We start from the raw sequence: 20,742 nt of genomic DNA, 5'->3' as shown, positions 1-20,742 counted from the left end.
ATCAGCTACTAAGCGGTAGCTTTTGCGCTCTCCCCCGGGGTCGACGCCGGGCCGTCAGGGCAGCACGGGCTGTTCCTCCTCGCTCACCGTCGAGCGCCGGTGCCAGGCCCGCGGAGCCCGCCAGTGGTAGCGCATCGCCAGCAGGCGCAGCACGAAGGCGGTGATCACCGCCAGGGAGCTGGTGAACGGGTTGAGGGCGTCGTAACGGATGCACAGGGCGACCAGGGCGGCGCCGACGATCGCCGGGACCGCGTAGAGGTCGCGGTCCCAGCGCAGCAGGGAGGGCACCTCGTTGGCGAGGACGTCCCGCAGCACGCCCCCGCCCACCGCGGTGGTCAGCCCCAGGCCGGCGGAGGCGGTCAGGCCGAGCCCGTAGTCGTACGCCTTGGTGGTGCCGGCGACGCAGAACAGGCCGAGGCCCGCCGCGTCGAAGACGTTCACGGCGACCTGGATGCGCTCCACCTGGGGGTGCAGGAAGAACACCAGCAGCGTGGCGAGCAGCGGGGTGAGGAAGTACCCCAGGTCCGTGAAGGCGGCGGGCGGGACGGCCCCGATGACCAGGTCGCGGAAGAGCCCGCCGCCCAGCGCGGTGACCTCGGCGAGGACGGCCATGCCGAAGACGTCGAAGTTCTTGCGCACGGCCAGCAGCGCGCCGGAGATCGCGAAGACGAAGATGCCGATCAGGTCGAGCGTGTGCTGGACGGACGGACTGAAGAGTTGCTGGAGCACCCTTACATTCTTACGCAGTGGCCGACCCTTGCCTTCCGTTGAAAGGCAAGGAATCGGCCCTGCTTACTTGTCCTCGCTCTTGTCCACGCCCTTGGCGGAGTCCTCGCTCTTGGCGGAGTCCCCGCTCTTGGCGGTGTCCTCGCTCTTGGCGGCGCCCATGCCCTCGGCGGTGCCGGCGCCGGCCGGGGGCTCGTCCGCCGCCGGCTCGGGCGTCCGCCCCGGCGCGGCGAGCACCTCGTCGGCCACCAGCTCGGCGGCCTCCTTGGCGGCGGTGAGCAGCACGGTGTCCTGCGGCTGCTGGTCGGCGAAGTTCTCCGGGTGGTGGCAGGCGACCCGCTGGCCGGGACGCAGCTCCAGCAGCGGCGGCTCGGTCGTCCTGCAGATCTCCGTCGCCTTCCAGCACCGGGTGTGGAAGCGGCAGCCGCTCGGCGGGGAGATCGGCGAGGGCACGTCGCCCTTGAGCAGGATGCGCTCGCTCTTGGCCGACTTGCGCCGCGGGTCCGGGATCGGCACCGCCGACAGCAGGGCCTTGGTGTACGGGTGCATCGGCGACTTGTAGAGCTGCTCGCGATCGGCCAGCTCGACGATCTTGCCGAGGTACATCACCGCGATCCGGTCCGAGACGTGCCGGACGACCGACAGGTCGTGCGCGATGATCACGTACGTCAGGCCCAGCTCCTGCTGGAGGTCGTCCAGCAGGTTCACCACCTGCGCCTGGATCGACACGTCCAGCGCGGAGACCGGCTCGTCCGCCACCACCAGCTTCGGGTTGAGCGCGAGCGCGCGGGCGATGCCGATGCGCTGGCGCTGGCCGCCGGAGAACTCGTGCGGATACCGGTTGTAGTGCTCGGGGTTGAGGCCCACGACCTCCAGCAGCCGCTGCACCTCCTTCTTCACGCCGCCCTCGGGCGTGACGCCCTGGAGCCGGAAGGGGGCGCCGACGATGGTGCCGATGGTGTGGCGCGGGTTCAGCGACGAGTAGGGGTCCTGGAAGATCATCTGCACGTCGCGGCGCAGCGGGCGCATGCCGCCGACGCCGAGGTGCGTGATGTCGCGTCCCTCGAACTCGACCGTGCCGGCGGTGGGCTCCAGCAGCCGGGTGATCAGCCGGCCCATCGTCGACTTGCCGCAGCCGGACTCGCCCACGACACCGAGGGTCTCACCGGCCCTGACCTCGAAGTCGATGCCGTCGACCGCCCGTACGGCGCCGACCTGCCGCTGCAGCAGGCCCTTGCGGATCGGGAAGTGCTTCTGCAGGCCGGTCACCTTCAGCAGGATCTCGCCCTGGGCGGCGTCCGCGGTGAGGGTGGCTGCGCCCCCGGCGGTCGCCTCGGTGCCGTCGCTCTCGGCGGGAGTGGTCACGGCCGTGTCCTTGGAATTCTCGCTCACAGCTTCGGCGCAATCTCTTCGGTCCAGATACGCTCCCGCTGCTCCGCGGTCATGTGGCAGGCGGCCCAGTGCGAGCTGCCGACCTCGGTCAGCTCGGGGCGGACCGTGCGGGTGACGTCGCCCTTGGGCAGGTCGGCATACGGGCAGCGCGGGTTGAAGGCACAGCCGGACGGGACGTTGATCAGGGAGGGCGGGGACCCCTTGACCGGGATCAGGCGGTCCTGCTGCTCGCGGTCGAGGCGCGGCATCGAGCCGAGCAGGCCCCAGGTGTAGGGGTGCCGGGGCTCGTAGAACACCTTCTCGGCCGGGCCGCGTTCGACGCACCGGCCTCCGTACATCACCAGCAGGTCGTCGGCCAGCTCGGCGACGACGCCCAGGTCGTGGGTGATGACGATGACCGCGGACCCGAACTCCTTCTGCAGGTCCCGGATCAGGTCGAGGATCTGCGCCTGGACGGTCACGTCCAGGGCGGTCGTCGGCTCGTCCGCGATGAGCAGTTCGGGGTTGTTGACCAGCGACATCGCGATCATGGCGCGCTGGCGCATACCGCCCGAGAACTCGTGCGGGTAGCTGTCGACCCGCTTGTCGGGCTGCGGGATGCCCACCCGGTCGAGCATCTCGACCGCCCGGCGCCGGGCGGTCTTCTTGTCGACGTCGTGGTGGATCCGGTACGCCTCCACGATCTGCTGGCCGATCGTGTAGTACGGGTGCAGCGCGGACAGCGGGTCCTGGAAGATCATCGCCATCTCGCGGCCGCGCAGCCTGCGCACGTAGTCCGGGTCGGCGGACAGCAACTCGGTGCCGTCGAGCCAGATCTCGCCGGAGATCCGGGCCTTGCGCTTGCCGTACTGCCCGGCGGTGTGCAGGCCCATGATGCCGAGCGAGGTCACCGACTTGCCGGAGCCGGACTCGCCCACGATGCCGAGGGTCTTGCCCTTCTCCAGCTGGAAGCTGAGCCCGTCGACGGACTTGACCAGGCCGTCGTCGGTGGGGAAGTGCACCTTCAGGTCGCGCACTTCGAGGAAGGCGGTGGGCGCCGGGGAGTCGCCGGTGGGCTCGCCCACGGCTGCACCGGTCTTGCTGAGTTCGGTCATGCGAGCCTCACTCGGGGGTCGATCACGGCATACAGGACGTCCACCACGAGGTTGGCGACGAGCACGGCGAGCGAGGTGATCAGGGTGACGCCCAGGATGATGGGCAGGTCCTGGTTCTTGATCGCGTTGAGGACGGCCTGGCCCAGACCCGGCAGGCTGAACGTGGTCTCGGTCAGGATGGCACCGCCGATGAGGGCGCCGAGGTCCATGCCGAGCATGGTGAGGATGGGCGTCATCGTCGAGCGCATGGCGTGCTTGCGGATGACGACCTGCTCGCGCAGGCCCTTGGCGCGGGCCGTGCGGATGTAGTCCTCGCCGAGGATCTCCAGCATGGTGGCGCGGGTGATGCGGGCGTACATCGCGGCGTACAGGAACGCCAGGGTGACCCACGGAAGGATCATGCCGCCGAGCCAGCCGGTGACGCTCTCCTCCAGGGGCACGTACTCCGCGTTGATCCAGCCCAGCCCGTACGAGAAGATCGCGAGGCTCAGCAGGCCGGTGAAGTAGATGGGCAGGGAGACACCGGCGAGGGCGACGACCATCGCGCCGCGGTCCCACAGGCTGCCCCGCTTGAGCGCCGACAGGACACCCGCCGCGATACCGAACAGCAGCCACAGCACGGCGGCGCCGAGCGCGAGACCCAGGGTCACCGGGAAGCGGTCGGTCAGCACCGGCCAGATGGCCTGCTCGCTGCGGAACGAATAGCCGAAGCACGGCGCGGCGCAGTCGGTGACGTCACCGCCGGCCGCGTACGTGCGGCCCACGAAGATGCCCTTGAAGAACTCCCAGACCTGGACGTAGATCGGTTCGCCCAGGCCGAGCTTCTGCCGCACGGCCTCGACGGCCGCCGGGTCGGCCTGCTTGCCCACGAAGCTGCTGGCGATGTCGACGCCCGCCCATTGGGGGACGAGGAAGAAGATGCCGAAGACCACCATGATGATGACCGCGAGCATCACTACGGCGGCGAACAGCCGCCTGATCAGGTAAGCGAGCACAGATCTCGGCCCACCGCGGACCTCGGGCCACCGGAGGTCTTCCGGTGGCCCGAGGTCACGCCGCGCCGGCCTTCACCTGCCTTTCGTGCCGTACGGCGGGTGTGCCGGTTACTTCGCGGACTTCAGACCGAGGTTGACGAAGTCGTACATGCCGCTGTAGGCGTCCGTCGTGTAGACGTTGGCCAGGCGGCTGGAGCGCCAGTTGATGAACTTCTCGAAGACGAAGGGCAGGTAGTAGCCGCCCTCCATGACCTTGTGGTTGATCTCCGTGGCGATCTTGGTCTTGTCGGCGTCGTCCAGGGTGGTGGTGTACTGGTCGAACAGGCCGTCGATCTTCTTGTCCTTGATCAGGGCGTAGTTGTTGTTGCCGCTCTCGAGGATGTAGCTGCTGTCCCACAGCGGCAGGCCGTAGCCCTGCACGGACGGGAAGTCAGGACCCCAGCCCATGATGATGATGCCGTAGCCCTTCTTCTTCACGTTCGAAGGGCTGCCGATGATGCCGGCCGTCTGCGAGCCGTCGTACTGGTCGATGTCGGCGGTGATGCCGACCTTCTTCAGCGACGCCTGCAGGGACTCGGCGGTGGCGACCTCGGCCGGCTTGTTGTTGCGGACCGCGATGGTGGTCTTGAAGCCGTTCGGCTGACCGCAGGCCTTCAGCGCTTCCTTGGCCTTGTCGACGTTGCCCTTCTTGTTGGCACCGGCGAGCTCGTACGGGTCGTACTTCTGGCCCTCGGCGCCCGGGACGGCCGGCGGCAGCATGTTGGTGCCGATGTCGCCACCGGCGATGGGGCCGCCGCGGGCGGTCTGCAGCGACTCGTGGTCGGCGCCGTAGATGACGGCCTTGCGGCACTCGATGTTGTCGAACGGCTTCACGCTCTGCGGGAAGACCGCGTATCGGATGTAGCCGGAGACCGGGTTGTCCAGGTTGCCCTTGTGCTTCTTCAGGGCGGTGGTGCGGCCCTGCGGGGACATGCCGGTCTGGTTGATGTCCAGGTCGTAGTCGCCCGCGATCAGGCGCGCGTCCATGTCGTTGGCGTTGGAGAAGAACTTGACCGTGATCTTGTCCGGGTACGCCTTGCGGATCGGGTCCGAGGCCTGCTTCCACTCGGTGTTGCGGACGAGCGTCAGGTCCTTGCCCGGGTTGTACGACTGGAACTTGTACGGGCCGGAGGAGAACGGGCGCAGGCCGTACTTGGACTTGGTGTCCTTGTCCTGGCGGACCGGGGAGGCCGAGGTCAGGGCCAGCATCTCCTCGAAGTCCGAGTTGGCCTTCGGCAGCTTGAAGACGATGGTCTTGTCGTCGGGGGTCTCGATGGCCTTCAGGCCCAGCTTGTCCGCGGACTTGTCCTTGTACGGACCGGCGTACTCGCCCTTGGGGTCGAGCACGTCCTTGAGGTAGACCGGGCCGCCGGACAGCACGTCCTGCGCCCAGACGCGCTGGATGCCGTACTTGATGTCCTTGGAGGTGACCGGCTTGCCGTCCTCCCAGGTGACGCCGTCACGCAGGGTGTACGTGTAGGTCTTGCCGTCGTCCGAGATCTTGGCCAGGCCGGTGGCGAGGTCCGGGGTCAGCTTGGTACCGGCGCTGCCCGGTTCCGTCTTGCTCGTGACCAGCTGGCGGCTGTAGTAGCGGGAGAAGTTCCACATGAAGCCGTAGTAGCCGCGCGTGGTGTCCCACGAGTCGGCGTCCTGGGCACCGGCGAACTTCAGGGTGCCGCCCTTCTTGGCGAGCGAGGCCTGCGCGACCTTGTTGTTGGCGGCGTTGAAGCCGGCCGCGCCGTTCTTCGACCCCTCGTCGTCGTTGCCGCCGCCGCACGCCGCCGTGGTCAGCAGTGCGGCGACCACGGCCGCAGCGGCCATGGCCTGCTTGCGCCGCCCTGAGGTGCGTTGGGTAGTCACGATCTCGGATCCTCCGGATTTGGATGAGAGCCCCGGTGCCAAATGCCACGGGTTGCTGGAGTACGGCAGTTCAGCGGGAGCCCTTCGGGTCGAGCGCGTCACGCACGCCGTCACCGAAGAGATTGAAGGCAAGGACGGTGATGAAGATCGCCACGCCCGGGACCACCATGTACATGGGGTCCGAGTCGTAGTAGTCGATCGCGCTCGAGAGCATCTGCCCCCAGGAGGCCGTGGGCGGTTTGACGCCCACGCCCAGGAAGCTCAGCGCCGCCTCGGTGAGGATGTTGGTGGGGATCATCATCGTCGTGTACACGATGATGGGCGCGACCAGGTTGGGCAGCAGTTCCTTGAAGAGGATGTAGAACCGGCCGGCGCCCAGCGACCTGGCCGCCTCGACGTACTCCCGCTCGCGCAGCGAGAGCGTCTGGCCGCGCACCACGCGCCCGATGTACGGCCAGCCGAAGAAGCCGATGACCAGGATCATCACGAACAGGCGCACGCCGGTGCCGGTCAACCCCAGCATCTCGCCCGGCATGACGGAGACCAGGGCGATGATGAACAGCAGCTGCGGGAAGGCCAGCAGACCGTCCATCACACGGCTGATGACGGCGTCGACCCAGCCGCCGAAGAAGCCGGCCAGGACGCCCAGGACGGTGCCGATCACGACGGCGACGATCGCGGACAGGAAGCCCACGAGGAGCGAGATCTGGGCGCCGTAGACGATGCGGGCGAAGATGTCGCGGCCGCTCACCGGCTCGACGCCGAGCAGGTGCTCGCCGCTGATGCCGCCCAACGCCCCCCGGGGAGTGCCGAACAGCGGGTCGATCAGATCCTCGTGGCGGGACTCGGGGTCCTGGCCCACCAGGCCCGTGATGACCGGCGCGAGGAGTGCTATCGCTATGAGCGCGAGCACCATGACGCCACCCGCCAGTGCGAGTTTGTCCCGTTTCAGGCGCTCCCAGGCGATCCGACCCAGAGAACGACCCTGTACGGCTTTCGCACTGACGCCGGTAACTGCCGCTTCCTCGGCCGCACTCGGAGCCGCTTCAGCGGTCGGCTCGTGCAATGGTGCCGTCATCAGGCAGGGACCCCTCTTCTCAACCGGCGGTGGCCGGTCCGCGCATTCCGCTGTGGCGGCGTGTCTGTCCGTCGTACACAGGGGCGAACAACCCCCGGTGCGGGGAGTCTTCAACGCTTCGGCATTTTGCTGCCAGACTTGGCGGTGAAAGGATGCGTAAACGTGATGCTGTCTGGGGGATTCCGTTATCCGGACAGCGGGTAACGGCCACCGGTAACAGGCAAGTTGGGACATCCTGATCGGGTCGGGACGTTCCACCCTCGTCTACGCGCGAAGAGGAGGCCCCGGGCCCCGATACGGCCGCGCGGGCGGGGCGGTGGGAAGGCCCTCAGAGCCTGCCCTGCGCGGGAGGGTAGCCGTAGCCGGACGCGGGGGCCTGGACGGGGGCGGTGGCGTGGGCCTCGCGGTCGTAGAAGGGGCGGGCCTTCACCCGCAGCCACATGGCGACCGGGTCGTGCTCGTCCGACATGGCGACGGTCGAGACGGGCAGCCCGTCCGGCACGGCGCCGAGGGACTGCTGCATCATCGCGCGCACGGCGTCCACGGCCGGCGGCGACGTGTCGTACACGTCCAGTCCGATGGCGAGGTAGGGCGCGCCGAGCGCGGGCTGCACCCAGGCCCGGCGCAGCGCGCGCACGGCCGGGGTGCGATGGGCGTTCTGCGCGAGCAGGGCGTAGAACTGCGGGATCTCGATGGCCGGTTCGGACAGCCGCAGGGGGCCGGCCGGCTGGCGGTCCAGGCCGGTGGCGATCCGCCGCAGATCGAGCCAGGGGATGCCGACGCCGCCGCCGGGGGCGTGCGGGTTGAGCCAGAGCCCGTAGTGGTCGGGGTAGAGGGCGCGGGCCACGTCCAGCCCGTCGATCACCTCGTAGGAGCGGCTCCAGCCGCTGGCGGACAGCTCCTGGGCGGAGGTGACGCAGGGCGCGTAGCCGTGGCCGTCGACCTCCATCTTTCCGTACTGGGCGTCCGGGGAGCCGGCCTGGCCGTGCCACAGGAGCATCCAGATCTGGCCCGTGTGCGGGGTCGCGAGCGCGCGCAGGAGTGCCTCGTAGGCGTCGTAGCGCCCGGGCGTGACCTGGCGCAGCATGTGCTCGACCTGTCCGGCCGCGGCCGTGCCGCTCGCGCTCACCTTTACCGCCCCTTCGTACAACGCCTCGACCGTCACCTAGCTTAAGCCCGCCCGCCGGCTCGGGACTTGCCCGCGCGCGGCGGTGCGGGCGCGAGGGGGGTGCGCCGGGGTGCCGGGCCGGCCGCTACCGCTGGTAGAAGGGCCGGACCCGCTCCCTCATCCAGGCGCCCACGGGGTCCTCGGTGACGTCCAGGAGCACCAGGTTGACCGGCCAGGGGGCCGGCGCGGCGGTGACGGCCCGGGTGAGCGCCTCCAGGGGCAGGGCGCGCAGGTCCCCTTCCCACCGGGAGAGTTCGACGCCCACGAACATCACGGGGTCGGCGGTCTCGATCGCGGCGAGGCAGCGGCGGGCGGTGACGACGACGCCGATGGCCTCGAACTCGGTGGAGGCGGCGGCGAGGAAGTCGACCGGGTCGTCCTGCCAGTCGGGTTCGTACAGGCGGACGCGGCCGCCGCTGCCGGGTCCGTCGAGCGGGGTGCGCCCGGCGCGGCACAGCTCGGCGACAGCGGGGGGCGGCAGGGGGATGCCGACCACTCCGCCGGGATTGATCACGATGCCGGCGTGCGGGGGCAGCCCGCGGGCGAACTCCACGGCGGGCGCGATCGTGTACGACATGTGGGAGCCGGCGACGAGGTGGAACTGCTCCTCGGAGCTGAACACCGGCACGTACGCCTGGCCGTCCATCTCGACGGCGGGCAGGTCGAGGGGGCCGCTGTGCGGGCCGCCGCCGTTGGGCAGCGGGACCCAGACGAAGCTGCGCCCGAGCACCTCGACGATCCGGCCGCCGGCCGCGGGCCCGGCGCCCAGGGAGGCCGAGAGCACCTCCTCCAGCTCGTTGCCGGGCCATCCCCCGTGCGAACGGGTCTGCGCCTGCGCCGGGAACCCGGCCGGGAAGTCCGCCGGAACGTCCATCTGCCTACCGCCTGCCTCACGCCAGTGCCAGTGCCGCCAGAAGGCTAACGGCTCGGGGCCGGACACGACCGGGACGGGCCACGCGCCGGGGCGGGGACCGGGGCAGGGGGCCGGGAGCCGAGGACCGGGGGCCGGGGGCTGGGACAGGGACCGGGGGCCGAGGGCCGGGGGCCGGGGGCCGGGGATCGGGGCCAGGCGCCGAGGGCCGGGGTCGGGGGCCGGGACAGGGACCGGGGCCGAGGGCCGAGGGCCGGGGCAGGGGGCAGGGACCAAGGGCCGGAGGCCGGGACAGGGACCGGGGCCGAGGGCCGGGGCAGGGGGCAGGGACCAAGGGCCGGAGGCCGGGACAGGGACCGGGGCCGAGGGCCGGGCGCCGAGGGCCGGGCAGGGGCCGGGGGCAGGGGTCGGGGGCAGGGACCAAGGGCCGGGGGCCGGTGCAGGGACCGGGGGCCGGGCGCCGAGGGCCGGGGTCGGGGGCCGGGGTCGGGGGCACGGACCGCGGCCGGAGGCAGGGGCCGGGGCCGGGGGCCGAGGGCCGGGCACGTGTCCCGGTCGGCAGCCCCGGTGGGGCGGGCGACCGGCCCACCGGGGCGCCGGATCAGCGGCCCTCGGAGCGCCGGTCCGTGAAGGTGATCCGGTGCAGTGCCGCTGCCGTGTCGCGGTCGGTGAGCGTGGCCGAGGCGCAGCCCTGCGGGAGGCGGCCGCGCTGCACGGCGCGCAGCAGCCGGTCCATGGCGGCGCGGTGGCGGCGGAAGGCGTAGCGGGAGACGCCGCGGCCCCGGTCCCGCTGGCCGGCCAGGGCCTGCTCGGGCGGGACGTCGAGGAGGAGCAGGTGCAGGGCGCCGCCCCGGCGGCGGGCCTCGCGGGCGACCCAGCGGCGCACCCACGCCTGGGTGCCGCAGTCGTGCACCACGAGCCCCTCACCGGTGCGCAGCGCGCGGCGCAGCCCGGCGTAGTGGGAGAGGCGGACCAGGGGGCGGTAGACCGCGTACGGCAGGAAGCGCGGGGTGCGGCGCTCCCAGCGGTCGCGGGTGTCCTGGGAGTCGACGCGCGGGCCCGGGACGGCGCGCCGCATCAGCGTGGACTTGCCGCTGCCGGGCAGCCCGGTGACCACGACGACGTCGCGGGCGCCGAAGACCAGCACGCGCGGGCCGCGGCCGCCGCGCTCGCGCAGGTCGCGGACGGTGGGCGCCGGGCCGCGGCCCGCCCGGGCCGCCCTCGCCGGCACGGCCGGCTGCTCGGGCAGCGCGATGCCCGTGGTCGTGGCGTACGCCCTGGACCTGTTCACCGTGATCGTCCTCCCCTGGGGCCAGGTACGCCGGTACCGTCCCCGCCGAGTGTAAAGAGAAGGTAATGCCGCAGGCCTCTCATTTCGGTCCGGTTCCTGCAACAGGGCTGCCACAGGTCTCCGGGCGCGGCGCGCGGGACGGCGCACTTGCTGAGAAGGTCCCCCTGCCGCGCAAGAAGGATGCGTGCAATGATGTGCGCGCCAACTGCATACCGGCCGTTTGAATCCGCGCGGGAGAGTTCCCAGCACCGCTGACGCTGGGGCGCCGAAGGAGCAAGTCCCTCCCTTGAATCTCTCAGGCCCCGTTACCGCGCGGGCGAGGCACATCTGAAAAGCGGGCCCTCCCCTGCCCCGGCAGGCCGGCTCCACCCAAGGTGCAAGCCATGGACCAGCGCGGTCATGGCGAACCTCTCAGGTTCCGATGACAGATGGGGAGGACCGACCTCGCCCTCCCTCACGCTCGAACGAGTTCGCGCGGGAGGTAGCCCCATCGCCCTGGGAGACGACCGACTGTGAGCAGTACAGGAGAACTCCGTCACACCGCGCTCGATGCCCTGCATCGCTCGCTCGGCGCGACGATGACCGACTTCGCCGGCTGGGACATGCCCCTGCGCTACGGCTCCGAGCGCGACGAGCACCTGGCCGTGCGCACGAAGGCCGGGCTCTTCGACCTCTCCCACATGGGCGAGATCACCGTCACCGGCCCCCAGGCCGCCGCCCTGCTCGACCACGCCCTGGTGGGCAACATCGGCGGTGTGAAGCCGGGCCGGGCCCGCTACACCATGATCTGCCGGGCCGACGGCGGCATCCTCGACGACCTGATCGTCTACCGGCTGGGCGAGACCGAGTACATGGTGGTCGCCAACGCCTCCAACGCCCAGGTCGTCCTGGACGCGCTGACCGAGCGCGCCGCCGGCTTCGACGCCGAGGTGCGCGACGACCGGGACGCCTACGCGCTGATCGCCGTCCAGGGCCCGGAGTCCCCCGGCATCCTGGCGTCCCTCACGGACGCCGACCTGGACGGGCTGAAGTACTACGCGGGCCTGCCCGGCACGGTCGCCGGGGTCCCGGCCCTGATCGCCCGCACCGGCTACACCGGCGAGGACGGCTTCGAGCTGTTCGTGAAGCCGGAGCACGCCGTCGAGCTGTGGCAGGCGCTGACCAAGGCCGGTGAGGGCGCCGGGCTGGTGCCGTGCGGTCTGTCCTGCCGCGACACGCTGCGCCTGGAGGCCGGCATGCCGCTGTACGGGCACGAGCTGACCACCGCCCTGACGCCCTTCGACGCCGGTCTCGGCCGCGTGGTGAAGTTCGAGAAGGAGGGCGACTTCGTGGGCCGCGAGGCCCTGCGCGAGGCCGCCGCCCGGGCCGAGCAGAACCCGCCGCGGGTGCTCGTGGGCCTGGTCGCGGAGGGCCGCCGCGTCCCGCGCGCCGGGTACGCCGTCGTCTCGGGCGGCGAGGTGATCGGCGAGGTCACCTCCGGCGCCCCCTCCCCCACCCTGGGCAAGCCGATCGCCATGGCCTACGTCGACGCCGCGCACGCCGCGCCCGGCACCCCCGGCGTCGGTGTGGACATCAGGGGCAGTCACGAGCCGTACGAGGTTGTGGCGCTGCCGTTCTACAAGCGGCAGAAGTAGACACTGGCCGGGGGCCGCCCCCGTGGCCCGGCCGTCGTCACCCCGTTCACCAGCAGTCCCCCTTTTCACAGCACTCCCGCGCGTACAGGAGAATCCAGGCCATGAGCAACCCCACGCAGCTGCGCTACAGCAAGGAGCACGAGTGGCTGTCGGCCGCCGAGGACGGCGTGTCGACGGTCGGCATCACGGAGCACGCGGCCAACGCGCTCGGCGACGTGGTCTTCGTCCAGCTCCCCGAGGTCGGTGACACGGTGTCCGCGGGCGAGACCTGCGGCGAGCTGGAGTCGACCAAGTCGGTGTCCGACCTGTACTCCCCGGTCTCCGGTGAGGTCACCGAGGTCAACGAGGACGTCGTGAACGACCCGTCCCTGGTGAACTCGGCCCCCTTCGAGGGCGGCTGGCTGTTCAAGGTGCGGATCACGGACGAGCCGGGCGACCTGCTCTCCGCCGACGAGTACACCGCGTTCTCCGCCGGCTGAGAGGTCGTAGCCGTATGTCCGTCCTGAACACCCCCCTGCACGAGCTCGACCCGGCCGTGGCCGCCGCGGTCGACGCCGAGCTGCACCGCCAGCAGTCCACGCTCGAGATGATCGCCTCGGAGAACTTCGCCCCGGTCGCGGTCATGGAGGCGCAGGGCTCGGTCCTCACCAACAAGTACGCCGAGGGCTACCCGGGTCGCCGCTACTACGGCGGCTGCGAGCACGTCGACGTGGTCGAGCAGATCGCGATCGACCGCGTCAAGGAGCTGTTCGGCGCCGAGCACGCCAACGTGCAGCCGCACTCGGGCGCCCAGGCCAACGCGGCGGCGATGTTCGCGCTGCTCAAGCCGGGCGACACCATCATGGGCCTGAACCTCGCCCACGGCGGTCACCTGACCCACGGCATGAAGATCAACTTCTCCGGCAAGCTCTACGACGTCGTCGCCTACCACGTGGGCGAGGACGGCCGGGTCGACATGGCCGAGGTCGAGCGGCTGGCCAAGGAGTCCCGGCCGAAGCTGATCGTCGCCGGCTGGTCGGCGTACCCGCGGCAGCTGGACTTCGCCGAGTTCCGCCGGATCGCCGACGAGGTCGGCGCGTACCTGATGGTCGACATGGCGCACTTCGCCGGGCTCGTCGCGGCCGGGCTGCACCCCAACCCGGTGCCGCACGCGCACGTGGTCACCACCACGACCCACAAGACCCTCGGCGGCCCCCGCGGCGGTGTGATCCTCTCCACGGCCGAGCTGGCCAAGAAGATCAACTCCGCCGTCTTCCCCGGTCAGCAGGGTGGTCCGCTGGAGCACGTGGTCGCCGCCAAGGCGGTCGCCTTCAAGGTCGCCGCCTCGGACGACTTCAAGGAGCGCCAGCGCCGTACGCTGGAGGGTGCCCGCATCCTGGCCGAGCGTCTGGTGAAGGACGACGTCCGGGCCGTGGGCGTGGACGTCCTGTCCGGCGGCACGGACGTGCACCTGGTCCTGGTCGACCTGCGCGACTCCGAGCTCGACGGGCAGCAGGCCGAGGACCGGCTCCACGAGATCGGCATCACCGTCAACCGCAACGCGATCCCGAACGACCCGCGTCCGCCGATGGTGACGTCCGGTCTGCGGATCGGCACCCCGGCCCTGGCCACCCGCGGCTTCGGTGCCGATGCCTTCGCCGAGGTCGCGGACGTCATCGCCGAGGCGCTGAAGCCGTCGTACGACGCGGAGGCCCTCAAGGCCCGGGTGAAGGCCCTGGCCGACCGGCACCCGCTGTACCCCGGTCTGAACAAGTAACGAAGAAACCTTTCGGGCGCCGCGCCGGCCACAAGCGGGCGCGGCGCCCACCCCCTTGGCACCACCCCCGTAGTCAGGAGTTCCCCCCGTGGCCATCTCGGTCTTCGACCTGTTCTCGATCGGCATCGGCCCGTCCAGCTCCCACACCGTCGGCCCGATGCGCGCGGCCGGCCTGTTCGCCCGGCGGCTGCGCAACGAGGAGCTCCTGGAGTCCGTCGCCTCGGTCCGGGCGGAGCTGTACGGCTCGCTCGGCGCCACCGGCCACGGCCACGGCACACCCAAGGCCGTGCTGCTCGGCCTGGAGGGCGACTCCCCGCGCACGGTGGACGTGGAGAGCGCCGACGAGCGGGTGGAGGCGATCAAGGCCGGCGGCCGGCTGAACCTGCTCGGCGAGCACGAGATCGCCTTCTCCTTCGACGACGACATGGTCCTGCACCGCCGCAAGGCCCTGCCGTACCACGCGAACGGCATGACCCTGTGGGCGTACGACGCCTCGGGCGCGGAGCTGCTGACGAAGACGTACTACTCGGTGGGCGGCGGGTTCGTCGTCGACGAGGACGCGGTCGGCGCGGACCGCATCAAGCTCGACGACACGGTGCTGAAGTACCCCTTCCGCACGGGCGACGAGCTGCTGCGCCTCACCCGGGAGACCGGCCTGTCCATCTCGGCGCTGATGCTGGAGAACGAGCGGGCCTGGCGCACGGAGGAGGAGATCCGGGAGGGCCTGCTGGAGATCTGGCGGGTCATGCAGGCGTGCGTGGCGCGCGGGATGTCCCGGGAGGGCATCCTGCCGGGCGGTCTGAAGGTGCGCCGGCGGGCCGCCAACACCGCGCGCAAGCTGCGCTCCGAGGGCGACCCGCAGGCCCTGTCGATGGAGTGGATCACCCTCTACGCGATGGCCGTGAACGAGGAGAACGCGGCCGGCGGCCGGGTGGTCACGGCCCCGACGAACGGCGCGGCCGGCATCATCCCGGCGGTGCTGCACTACTACATGAACTTCGTGCCGGGCGCCGACGAGGAGGGCGTGGTCCGCTTCCTGCTGGCCGCGGGCGCGATCGGCATGCTGTTCAAGGAGAACGCCTCGATCTCCGGCGCCGAGGTCGGCTGCCAGGGCGAGGTCGGCTCGGCCTGCTCCATGGCCGCGGGAGCCCTCGCGGAGGTCCTCGGCGGCTCGCCCGAGCAGGTCGAGAACGCCGCGGAGATCGGCATGGAGCACAACCTCGGGCTCACCTGCGACCCGGTGGGCGGGCTGGTCCAGATCCCGTGCATCGAGCGCAACGGCATGGCCGCGGTCAAGGCCGTCACCGCCGCCCGCATGGCGATGCGCGGCGACGGCTCCCACAAGGTGTCCCTGGACAAGGTCATCAAGACCATGAAGGACACCGGCGCGGACATGTCGGTCAAGTACAAGGAGACGGCCCGGGGCGGGCTGGCGGTGAACATCATCGAGTGCTGAGCGGCCCCGGCCGCGCGGCGGCCGGGCCGTGTCTCACATCGCGAGAGGGCCGTACCGCGCCACAAGATCGCTGACATCGTTGTACGTGCCATGTTTCGCGCGTGAAAGACCGATCGATGTCCGCTCCCCCCTCCGGTTCAGCCTCGGCACCCGTCAACCCGCGGTCCCGTGTCCTCGTCGCCAGCCTCATCGGCACGACGATCGAGTTCTACGACTTCTACATCTACGCGACCGCAGCGGTGCTCGTCTTCCCGCAGCTGTTCTTCCCGAGCAGCGACCCGACCACCGCGCTGCTGTCGTCCTTCGCGGTGTTCGGCGCCGCGATGGTCGCCCGGCCGGTCGGGGCGGTGGTCTTCGGGCACCTCGGTGACCGTCTCGGCCGCAAGAAGACCCTCGTCGCCTCGCTGCTGACCATGGGCGTCGCCACCTTCCTCATCGGTGTCCTGCCCACCTACGCCCAGGCCGGCTGGGTGGCCACCGCGCTGCTGGTGCTGATGCGGCTCGCCCAGGGCTTCGCGCTCGGCGGCGAGTGGAGCGGCGCGGCCCTGGTCGCCACCGAGAACGCCCCGAGCGGCAAACGGGCCCTGTACGGCACCTTCCCGCAGCTGGGCGCCCCGTTCGGCTTCATCATCGGCAACGGGCTCTTCCTGCTCATGGGCGCGCTGCTGCCGTCCGCGGCGGGCGCGGACCCGTCCCAGCCCTCGGACGCCTTCGTCAGCTGGGGCTGGCGGGTGCCGTTCCTCTTCTCCGCCGTGATGGTCGCCATCGGCCTGTGGGTGCGCTCCCGGCTCGTGGAGTCGGCGGTGTTCACCAGGACCCGCGACGCGGGCGGGGTGCGGCGGCTTCCGCTGGCCACCGTGGTGCGCGGCCACGGCAGGCAGCTGGTCCTCGGCACCTTCATCATGCTGGCGACCTACGTGCTCTTCTACCTGATGACCACGTTCTCGCTGAGCTACGGACGCGCTCCCGAGGACGCCGCCGTGCCCGGACTGGGCTACGGCTACATCACCTTCGTCCTCATGATGATCTTCGGTGTGCTGTTCTTCGCCGCGTTCACCCTCGTCTCGGGCCCTCTCGCGGACCGCTACGGGCGGCGCGCCTGCCTCCTGTGGACCACCGCCGCGATCGTGGTCTTCGGGCTGGTCTGGGTGCCGCTGATCGGTCTGGGCACCCCGGGCGTGGTGCTCTGGCTCGTGCTGGGCTTCACCCTGATGGGCCTGACCTTCGGCCCGATGGGCGCGCTGCTGCCCGAGCTGTTCCCGACCGGCGTCCGGTACACCGGATCGGGCATCTCGTACAACGTCAGTTCGATCCTGGGGGCGGCGGTCGCGCCGTTCATCGCCGTGGCGCTGTGGGAGGCCGGGGACGGCTCGCCGTGGCTGGTCGGTGTCTACCTCTCGGCGATGGCGCTGCTGACGCTGGTCGCGCTGCTGCTGAGCGGGGAGACCCGGCACGTCTCCCTCGACGACGCGCAGGCCGCCCCGGCCGGGGCGGCGAGCCCCGCCCCGGCCGCCTCCGCCGGCTCCTGAGTCCCACCGGCGCTCACGCCCGCCGGGCCGGGAGCCTCCCCGCGCCCGGCGTACGGCCGGTTCCGGCGGGCATACAACAACCCTCCACCCGGGTGCAGTTCCGCCCCACCGGAACGTGAGGGAGCCCCCCCATGCTGCGCGGAATCGACGTGAGCGCGTACCAGTCCTCGTCCTACTCCACCGACGGCCTGTCCTTCGTCTTCGTCAAGGCCACGGAGGGCCGGTCGTACGTCAATCCCAAGCTGGCCGCGCAGACGAAGCGGGCGCGCGACGCCGGGCTGGTCGTCGGCTTCTACCACTTCCTGTGGCCCGGCAACCTCACCGACCAGGCCGAGTACTTCGTGGGCAGGGCCCCGGACCGGCCGGGCGACATCCTCGCCGTCGACTGGGAGACGACCGGCGACGGGACCCGCGCGAGCAACGCCGAGAAGGACCGCTTCCTGCGCAAGGTGAAGCAACTGCGCCCGGACAACCGGGTGGTGCTCTACTGCAACCGCGACTTCTGGCTCAACGTCGACACGACCTCCTACGCGGGCGACGGCCTGTGGATCGCCGACTACGTGAGCGCCGGCAAGCCCCGGATCAAGGCGAAGTGGCGCTTCCACCAGTACACCGACGACCCACTGGACAAGAACGTCGCCGCCTTCGAGAGCAGGGCGGACCTGCGCCGCTGGGCCGCCGGCGCCTGAGACGGCCCCGGAGCCTGTCGTCCGGACCACGCGTTGGCGGGCGGGTCCTAGCCGCGGAAGTCGGGGGTGCGCTCCGGGGAGGCCTCCGCGAGCGCCTTGGCGACCTCGTCGGTGCCGGCGCGCAGTCCGTAGACCGGGGTGCCGGGCTGCTGGCGCCAGGAGTCGTCGATGCCGCCGGCGTCGACGGTGTCGAAGCCCAGCTCGTCGATGAGGGCGCGCACCGTGCGCTTGGCGGCTTCGTCGTCGCCGGCCACCGGCAGGGCCATGCGCTCGGCGTCACCGGCCGGGCGGTGGCGGTCCAGGATGTCCTGGGCGTACGTGCCGTTGAACGCCTTGATCACCGGGTGGCCGAGCTGCCGTTCGGTCCAGCGGCTCTCGGTGAGGCCGTCGTCCTCGATCGCGGCGATCCGGCCGTCGCGCTGCTTCGGGTAGTAGTTGCCCGTGTCGATGACGGCCGCGCCCTCGGCGGCACCGTCGAGCACGCCGGACGGCAGGTCCGGGACGGCCTTCAGCGGGACGGTCACCACGACCACCTGCGCGCCCCGGGCCGCCTCCTCCACGGGTACGGGCGTCGCGCCGGTCTCCTCGGCCAGGGCCGTGAGCGTGTGCGGTCCGCGGGAGTTGGCGACGGACACGTCGTGACCGAGGGCGGTGAGCCGCCGGGTCAGGTTGCCGCCGATGTTGCCCGCGCCGATGATGCCGATCTTCATGTCCTCGCCTTGCCCTTCCGGGGGTCGGTCACGCCGGCCGAAACGTCTGTGACCGGCGTCAACCGCGCCCGGGGACGGGCTATTCCGCCGCCCGGGGCCGCTCACCCGGACGGGCGAGGCGGGAGACCCGCGCACGCCGAGGGGCCCGGTCCGGGCGTGGACCGGGCCCCTCGCGCCGCGTGGGCGGCGCCGGCCTACTTGTTCAGGAAGGCCCAGAACTCGTCGAAGCTGAGCTGCTTGTCGCCGTCCAGGTCACGGGCCTTGATGACGACCTCGGCGACCGACTCGGTGACGTTCCAGTCGCCCGACTGCGCCAGGGCGGTCTTGAACTCGGCAGCGGTGATGTAGCCGTCACCGTCCGTATCGATCCGCTCGAACTGCTTGCGTGCTTCCTCGATGTCCGCCACCGATCCGCCCCTCTTCTCGTGCTGTGCGTCCTCATGACGCGGTTTCGACGGAGGTCAGGTTATCCGCCCGCTCCGGCCTGCGACGCGGCGCCTGTCCCGCAGGCCCCGCAGGGCGGCCCGGGCGCGGCGTGACGCCGGCCCCGGGCCGTTCACCGCGGGACGGCGCGCCTCACCGGAAGACGCCGGTGTGGCCGAGGGAGTAGCGGCCGGGCTGGGGGTAGACGGCGAGGCCGTGCGGCCCGCTGCCGACCTTGATGCGGGCGAGCTGGGTGCCGGTGCGGGTGTCGAGGGCGTACACCTCGCCGTTGTAGCGGCCGGACAGCCACAGCACCTTGCCGTCGGCGGAGACGCCGCCCATGTCGGGGCTGCCGCCGCCGGGCAGCTTCCACTTCTTGGTCAGCTCGTTGCGCGTGAAGTCGAAGACGGAGATCGTGCCCTCGCCGCGGTTGGACACGTACATCTCGCGCGAGTCCCGGCTGACGTACAGGCCGTGGGTGCCCTTGCCGGTGGGCAGCAGCGTGGGCGGGGTGAACTTCTCGCCGTCGAGGACCCACATGCCGTGGGCCGCCATGTCGGCGATGTAGAACCTCCTGCCGTCGGGTGAGAGCTTCACGTCCTGCGGCATGGCGCCCTGGAGCGGCAGCCGCTGCTGCCCGACGACCTCCATCTTCTCGGTGTCGACCTTGAGCAGTTCGCCGCTGAACTCGCAGGAGACGACGAAGTAGCGGCCGTCGAGGGAGAAGTCGGCGTGGTTGACGCCGTAGCAGGAGACCGGGACGGTCTTCTCGATCTTCATGGTGTGCGGGTCGCGGAAGACCAGCTCGCGGTCGAGGGAGGCCATCACGACGGCGTACCTGCCGTTGGGGGTGAAGTAGAGGTTGTAGGGGTCGTGGACGTCGACCTCCCGGCCGGCCCTGCCGGTCCTCGGGTCGATCGGGGTGAGGGTGTGGCCGCGGTTGTTGTTGACCCAGAGCGTCTTGAGGTCCCAGGAGGGCACGACGTGCTGGGGCTGCCGGCCCACCTTGATCGTCTCGACGATCTCGTAGGTCTTCGGGTCGATGACGGACACCGTGTCGGACTCGGTGTTGGGGACGTAGACCCGGGAGGGGAAGTCCTTGACCACCGGCGACAGCCGGCCGGGGCGGTCGGCCGCGTACACGTCCCGCGGGTCGAGCACGGGCGGCATGCCGGGCAGACCGCGGACGGGCTTCTTCTCGGGCGGGGCGGGCACGGCGGCCCGGGTGCCGCGGGGCTCGGCGGCCCGTTGCCCGCTCGGGGCGCCGCAGGCGGCGAGAACGGCGACGGCGGCGCCCGCGACGAGGGCGCTCTTGGCGAGATGGCGGTGCATCGCTCCATTCAAGGAGCACCGTGGTGCTGAAAGCCGTGATTCGTCCGTCCGGCGGCCGGGTGGGGTGCGCCGCGGTGTGCCCCCCGGCTGTCAGCGTTCGGCGACCCGCATCTCGAACCAGGTGGTCTTGCCCCGGGGCAGCAGGTCGACGCCCCAGCGGTCGGCCAGCTTGTCGACGAGGAACAGGCCCCGGCCGCTGAGGTCCAGCTCCTGGACCGGCATCAGGCAGGGCAGCCCCCGGGAGGGGTCGCGCACCTCGACACGGATCCAGCCGCGGCGCCGGTGCAGGCGGAGCCCGAAGACGCGGGCGCCGGTGTGGCGGACGGCGTTGCCGACGAGTTCGGAGACGAGCAGGACGGCGTCCTCCGTAATCCTGGGGGTGAGTCCCCACTGGCGCAGGACCACGACCTGGGTGAGGCGCCGGGCGATGGCCGCGGACTCGGGCAGGGACGGCAGCGGGACCTCCGCCTCCGTCGGATTGCCGTACAACTCCAGCGCCTTCAGCGCATGTTCGTCCTCGACCGCCGGCGACCAGCGTGCCGCGGCCGCATGGGCGTGCCCCCGCGGCTGTTCCGTACCCTCCAGCCCCGCCATGCCCCCATCATGGCCGTCTGACGTGGCCGGGGAGGCCGTTCCCGGGGAACACGCCCCCGGGGACGACCCCCCGTCAGGTGGTCCTCCGGCATGTGCCGGCGGCAC

19 protein-coding genes and 1 riboswitch are annotated in these 20,742 nt (G+C 71.3%); of the genes, 6 read left to right on the top strand and 13 right to left on the bottom strand.

All coding sequences use genetic code 11. From position 1 onward, the window contains the following. Positions 1 to 54: 54 nt before the first annotated feature. The 9 genes from ACFYWG_RS19850 to ACFYWG_RS19810 form a co-directional block, all read right to left on the bottom strand. Positions 55 to 729, bottom strand: coding sequence for a trimeric intracellular cation channel family protein (locus ACFYWG_RS19850; RefSeq protein WP_376329654.1), 675 nt, complete (start codon positions 727 to 729; stop codon positions 55 to 57). Positions 730 to 792: 63 nt separating this feature from the next. Continuing rightward, a complete protein-coding gene (locus tag ACFYWG_RS19845; RefSeq protein ID WP_383503538.1) occupies positions 793 to 2,091 on the bottom strand; it encodes an ABC transporter ATP-binding protein in 1,299 nt (432 codons plus the stop codon). Positions 2,092 to 2,114: 23 nt separating this feature from the next. Continuing rightward, a complete protein-coding gene (locus ACFYWG_RS19840; RefSeq protein ID WP_356446953.1) occupies positions 2,115 to 3,212 on the bottom strand; it encodes an ABC transporter ATP-binding protein in 1,098 nt (365 codons plus the stop codon). Next, positions 3,209 to 4,207, bottom strand: coding sequence for an ABC transporter permease (locus ACFYWG_RS19835; RefSeq protein WP_356446951.1), 999 nt, complete (start codon positions 4,205 to 4,207; stop codon positions 3,209 to 3,211). Before ACFYWG_RS19835 ends, ACFYWG_RS19840 begins: the two co-directional genes overlap by 4 nt. A gap of 108 nt (positions 4,208 to 4,315) precedes the next feature. Beyond that, positions 4,316 to 6,106 (bottom strand): ABC transporter substrate-binding protein, encoded by a 1,791-nt coding sequence (locus ACFYWG_RS19830; RefSeq protein ID WP_383503537.1) that lies wholly within the window; start codon positions 6,104 to 6,106, stop codon positions 4,316 to 4,318. 70 nt (positions 6,107 to 6,176) lie between these two features. Further along, on the bottom strand, positions 6,177 to 7,184 hold the full coding sequence (locus tag ACFYWG_RS19825) for an ABC transporter permease (RefSeq protein ID WP_376329646.1): 1,008 nt from the start codon (positions 7,182 to 7,184) through the stop codon (positions 6,177 to 6,179). Between the two features lie 328 nt (positions 7,185 to 7,512). Then, positions 7,513 to 8,313 (bottom strand): enhanced serine sensitivity protein SseB C-terminal domain-containing protein, encoded by an 801-nt coding sequence (locus ACFYWG_RS19820; protein WP_376329643.1) that lies wholly within the window; start codon positions 8,311 to 8,313, stop codon positions 7,513 to 7,515. 124 nt (positions 8,314 to 8,437) lie between these two features. Further along, on the bottom strand, positions 8,438 to 9,226 hold the full coding sequence (locus ACFYWG_RS19815; RefSeq protein WP_376329641.1) for an enhanced serine sensitivity protein SseB: 789 nt from the start codon (positions 9,224 to 9,226) through the stop codon (positions 8,438 to 8,440). A gap of 598 nt (positions 9,227 to 9,824) precedes the next feature. Further along, positions 9,825 to 10,514: an AAA family ATPase gene (locus ACFYWG_RS19810; protein ID WP_383503536.1), complete on the bottom strand. Its 690-nt coding sequence runs from the start codon at positions 10,512 to 10,514 to the stop codon at positions 9,825 to 9,827. A gap of 221 nt (positions 10,515 to 10,735) precedes the next feature. Continuing rightward, a riboswitch (glycine riboswitch) is annotated at positions 10,736 to 10,835 on the top strand. 191 nt (positions 10,836 to 11,026) lie between these two features. Between ACFYWG_RS19810 and gcvT the strand changes: the two genes are divergently transcribed. The 6 genes from gcvT to ACFYWG_RS19780 all read left to right on the top strand — a co-directional run bounded on the left by gcvT (position 11,027) and on the right by ACFYWG_RS19780 (position 17,578). Then, entirely contained in the window at positions 11,027 to 12,148 is a 1,122-nt protein-coding gene (gene gcvT, locus ACFYWG_RS19805) for a glycine cleavage system aminomethyltransferase GcvT (RefSeq protein ID WP_383503535.1), read from the top strand. Between the two features lie 101 nt (positions 12,149 to 12,249). Then, positions 12,250 to 12,627 (top strand): glycine cleavage system protein GcvH, encoded by a 378-nt coding sequence (gene gcvH / locus ACFYWG_RS19800; protein WP_383503534.1) that lies wholly within the window; start codon positions 12,250 to 12,252, stop codon positions 12,625 to 12,627. Between the two features lie 14 nt (positions 12,628 to 12,641). Beyond that, positions 12,642 to 13,904, top strand: coding sequence for a serine hydroxymethyltransferase (gene glyA, locus ACFYWG_RS19795; protein WP_389202505.1), 1,263 nt, complete (start codon positions 12,642 to 12,644; stop codon positions 13,902 to 13,904). Positions 13,905 to 13,992: 88 nt separating this feature from the next. Next, complete coding sequence (locus ACFYWG_RS19790) at positions 13,993 to 15,360, top strand: L-serine ammonia-lyase (RefSeq protein ID WP_383503533.1); 1,368 nt, start codon at positions 13,993 to 13,995, stop codon at positions 15,358 to 15,360. A gap of 116 nt (positions 15,361 to 15,476) precedes the next feature. Beyond that, positions 15,477 to 16,889 carry an MFS transporter gene (locus ACFYWG_RS19785; RefSeq protein WP_389202503.1) on the top strand — a complete coding sequence of 471 codons (1,413 nt, stop codon included), beginning with the start codon at positions 15,477 to 15,479 and terminating at the stop codon, positions 16,887 to 16,889. Positions 16,890 to 17,020: 131 nt separating this feature from the next. Further along, a complete protein-coding gene (locus ACFYWG_RS19780; protein WP_376329621.1) occupies positions 17,021 to 17,578 on the top strand; it encodes a glycoside hydrolase family 25 protein in 558 nt (185 codons plus the stop codon). A 47-nt stretch (positions 17,579 to 17,625) separates the two neighbouring features. Here the strand turns inward: ACFYWG_RS19780 and ACFYWG_RS19775 are convergent, their stop codons facing one another. The 4 genes from ACFYWG_RS19775 to ACFYWG_RS19760 all read right to left on the bottom strand — a co-directional run bounded on the left by ACFYWG_RS19775 (position 17,626) and on the right by ACFYWG_RS19760 (position 20,742). Continuing rightward, positions 17,626 to 18,393, bottom strand: coding sequence for an NADPH-dependent F420 reductase (locus ACFYWG_RS19775; RefSeq protein WP_389202500.1), 768 nt, complete (start codon positions 18,391 to 18,393; stop codon positions 17,626 to 17,628). 89 nt (positions 18,394 to 18,482) lie between these two features. Further along, positions 18,483 to 18,695, bottom strand: a complete 213-nt coding sequence (locus ACFYWG_RS19770) for an EF-hand domain-containing protein (RefSeq protein ID WP_333933865.1) — start codon at positions 18,693 to 18,695, stop codon at positions 18,483 to 18,485. 169 nt (positions 18,696 to 18,864) lie between these two features. Continuing rightward, positions 18,865 to 20,043, bottom strand: coding sequence for a YncE family protein (locus tag ACFYWG_RS19765; protein WP_389202497.1), 1,179 nt, complete (start codon positions 20,041 to 20,043; stop codon positions 18,865 to 18,867). A gap of 90 nt (positions 20,044 to 20,133) precedes the next feature. Then, positions 20,134 to 20,742, bottom strand: coding sequence for an ATP-binding protein (locus tag ACFYWG_RS19760; RefSeq protein ID WP_383503554.1), 609 nt, complete (start codon positions 20,740 to 20,742; stop codon positions 20,134 to 20,136).

The organism is Streptomyces sp. NPDC003456 (genome assembly GCF_042878735.1).
Lineage (GTDB): Bacteria > Actinomycetota > Actinomycetes > Streptomycetales > Streptomycetaceae > Streptomyces.
This window is presented reverse-complemented; position numbering and strand designations above follow the sequence as displayed.

What these genes read in the sequence shown, in the direction of transcription:
- ACFYWG_RS19840 (WP_356446953.1), bottom strand. Translation starts at nt 3,212, where the DNA reads ATGACCGAACTCAGCAAGACCGGTGCAGCCGTGGGCGAGCCCACCGGC.
- ACFYWG_RS19825 (WP_376329646.1), bottom strand. Translation starts at nt 7,184, where the DNA reads ATGACGGCACCATTGCACGAGCCGACCGCTGAAGCGGCTCCGAGTGCG.
- ACFYWG_RS19815 (WP_376329641.1), bottom strand. Translation starts at nt 9,226, where the DNA reads ATGGACGTTCCGGCGGACTTCCCGGCCGGGTTCCCGGCGCAGGCGCAG.
- gcvH (WP_383503534.1), top strand. Translation starts at nt 12,250, where the DNA reads ATGAGCAACCCCACGCAGCTGCGCTACAGCAAGGAGCACGAGTGGCTG.
- glyA (WP_389202505.1), top strand. Translation starts at nt 12,642, where the DNA reads ATGTCCGTCCTGAACACCCCCCTGCACGAGCTCGACCCGGCCGTGGCC.
- ACFYWG_RS19785 (WP_389202503.1), top strand. Translation starts at nt 15,477, where the DNA reads ATGTCCGCTCCCCCCTCCGGTTCAGCCTCGGCACCCGTCAACCCGCGG.
- ACFYWG_RS19780 (WP_376329621.1), top strand. Translation starts at nt 17,021, where the DNA reads ATGCTGCGCGGAATCGACGTGAGCGCGTACCAGTCCTCGTCCTACTCC.
- ACFYWG_RS19765 (WP_389202497.1), bottom strand. Translation starts at nt 20,043, where the DNA reads ATGCACCGCCATCTCGCCAAGAGCGCCCTCGTCGCGGGCGCCGCCGTC.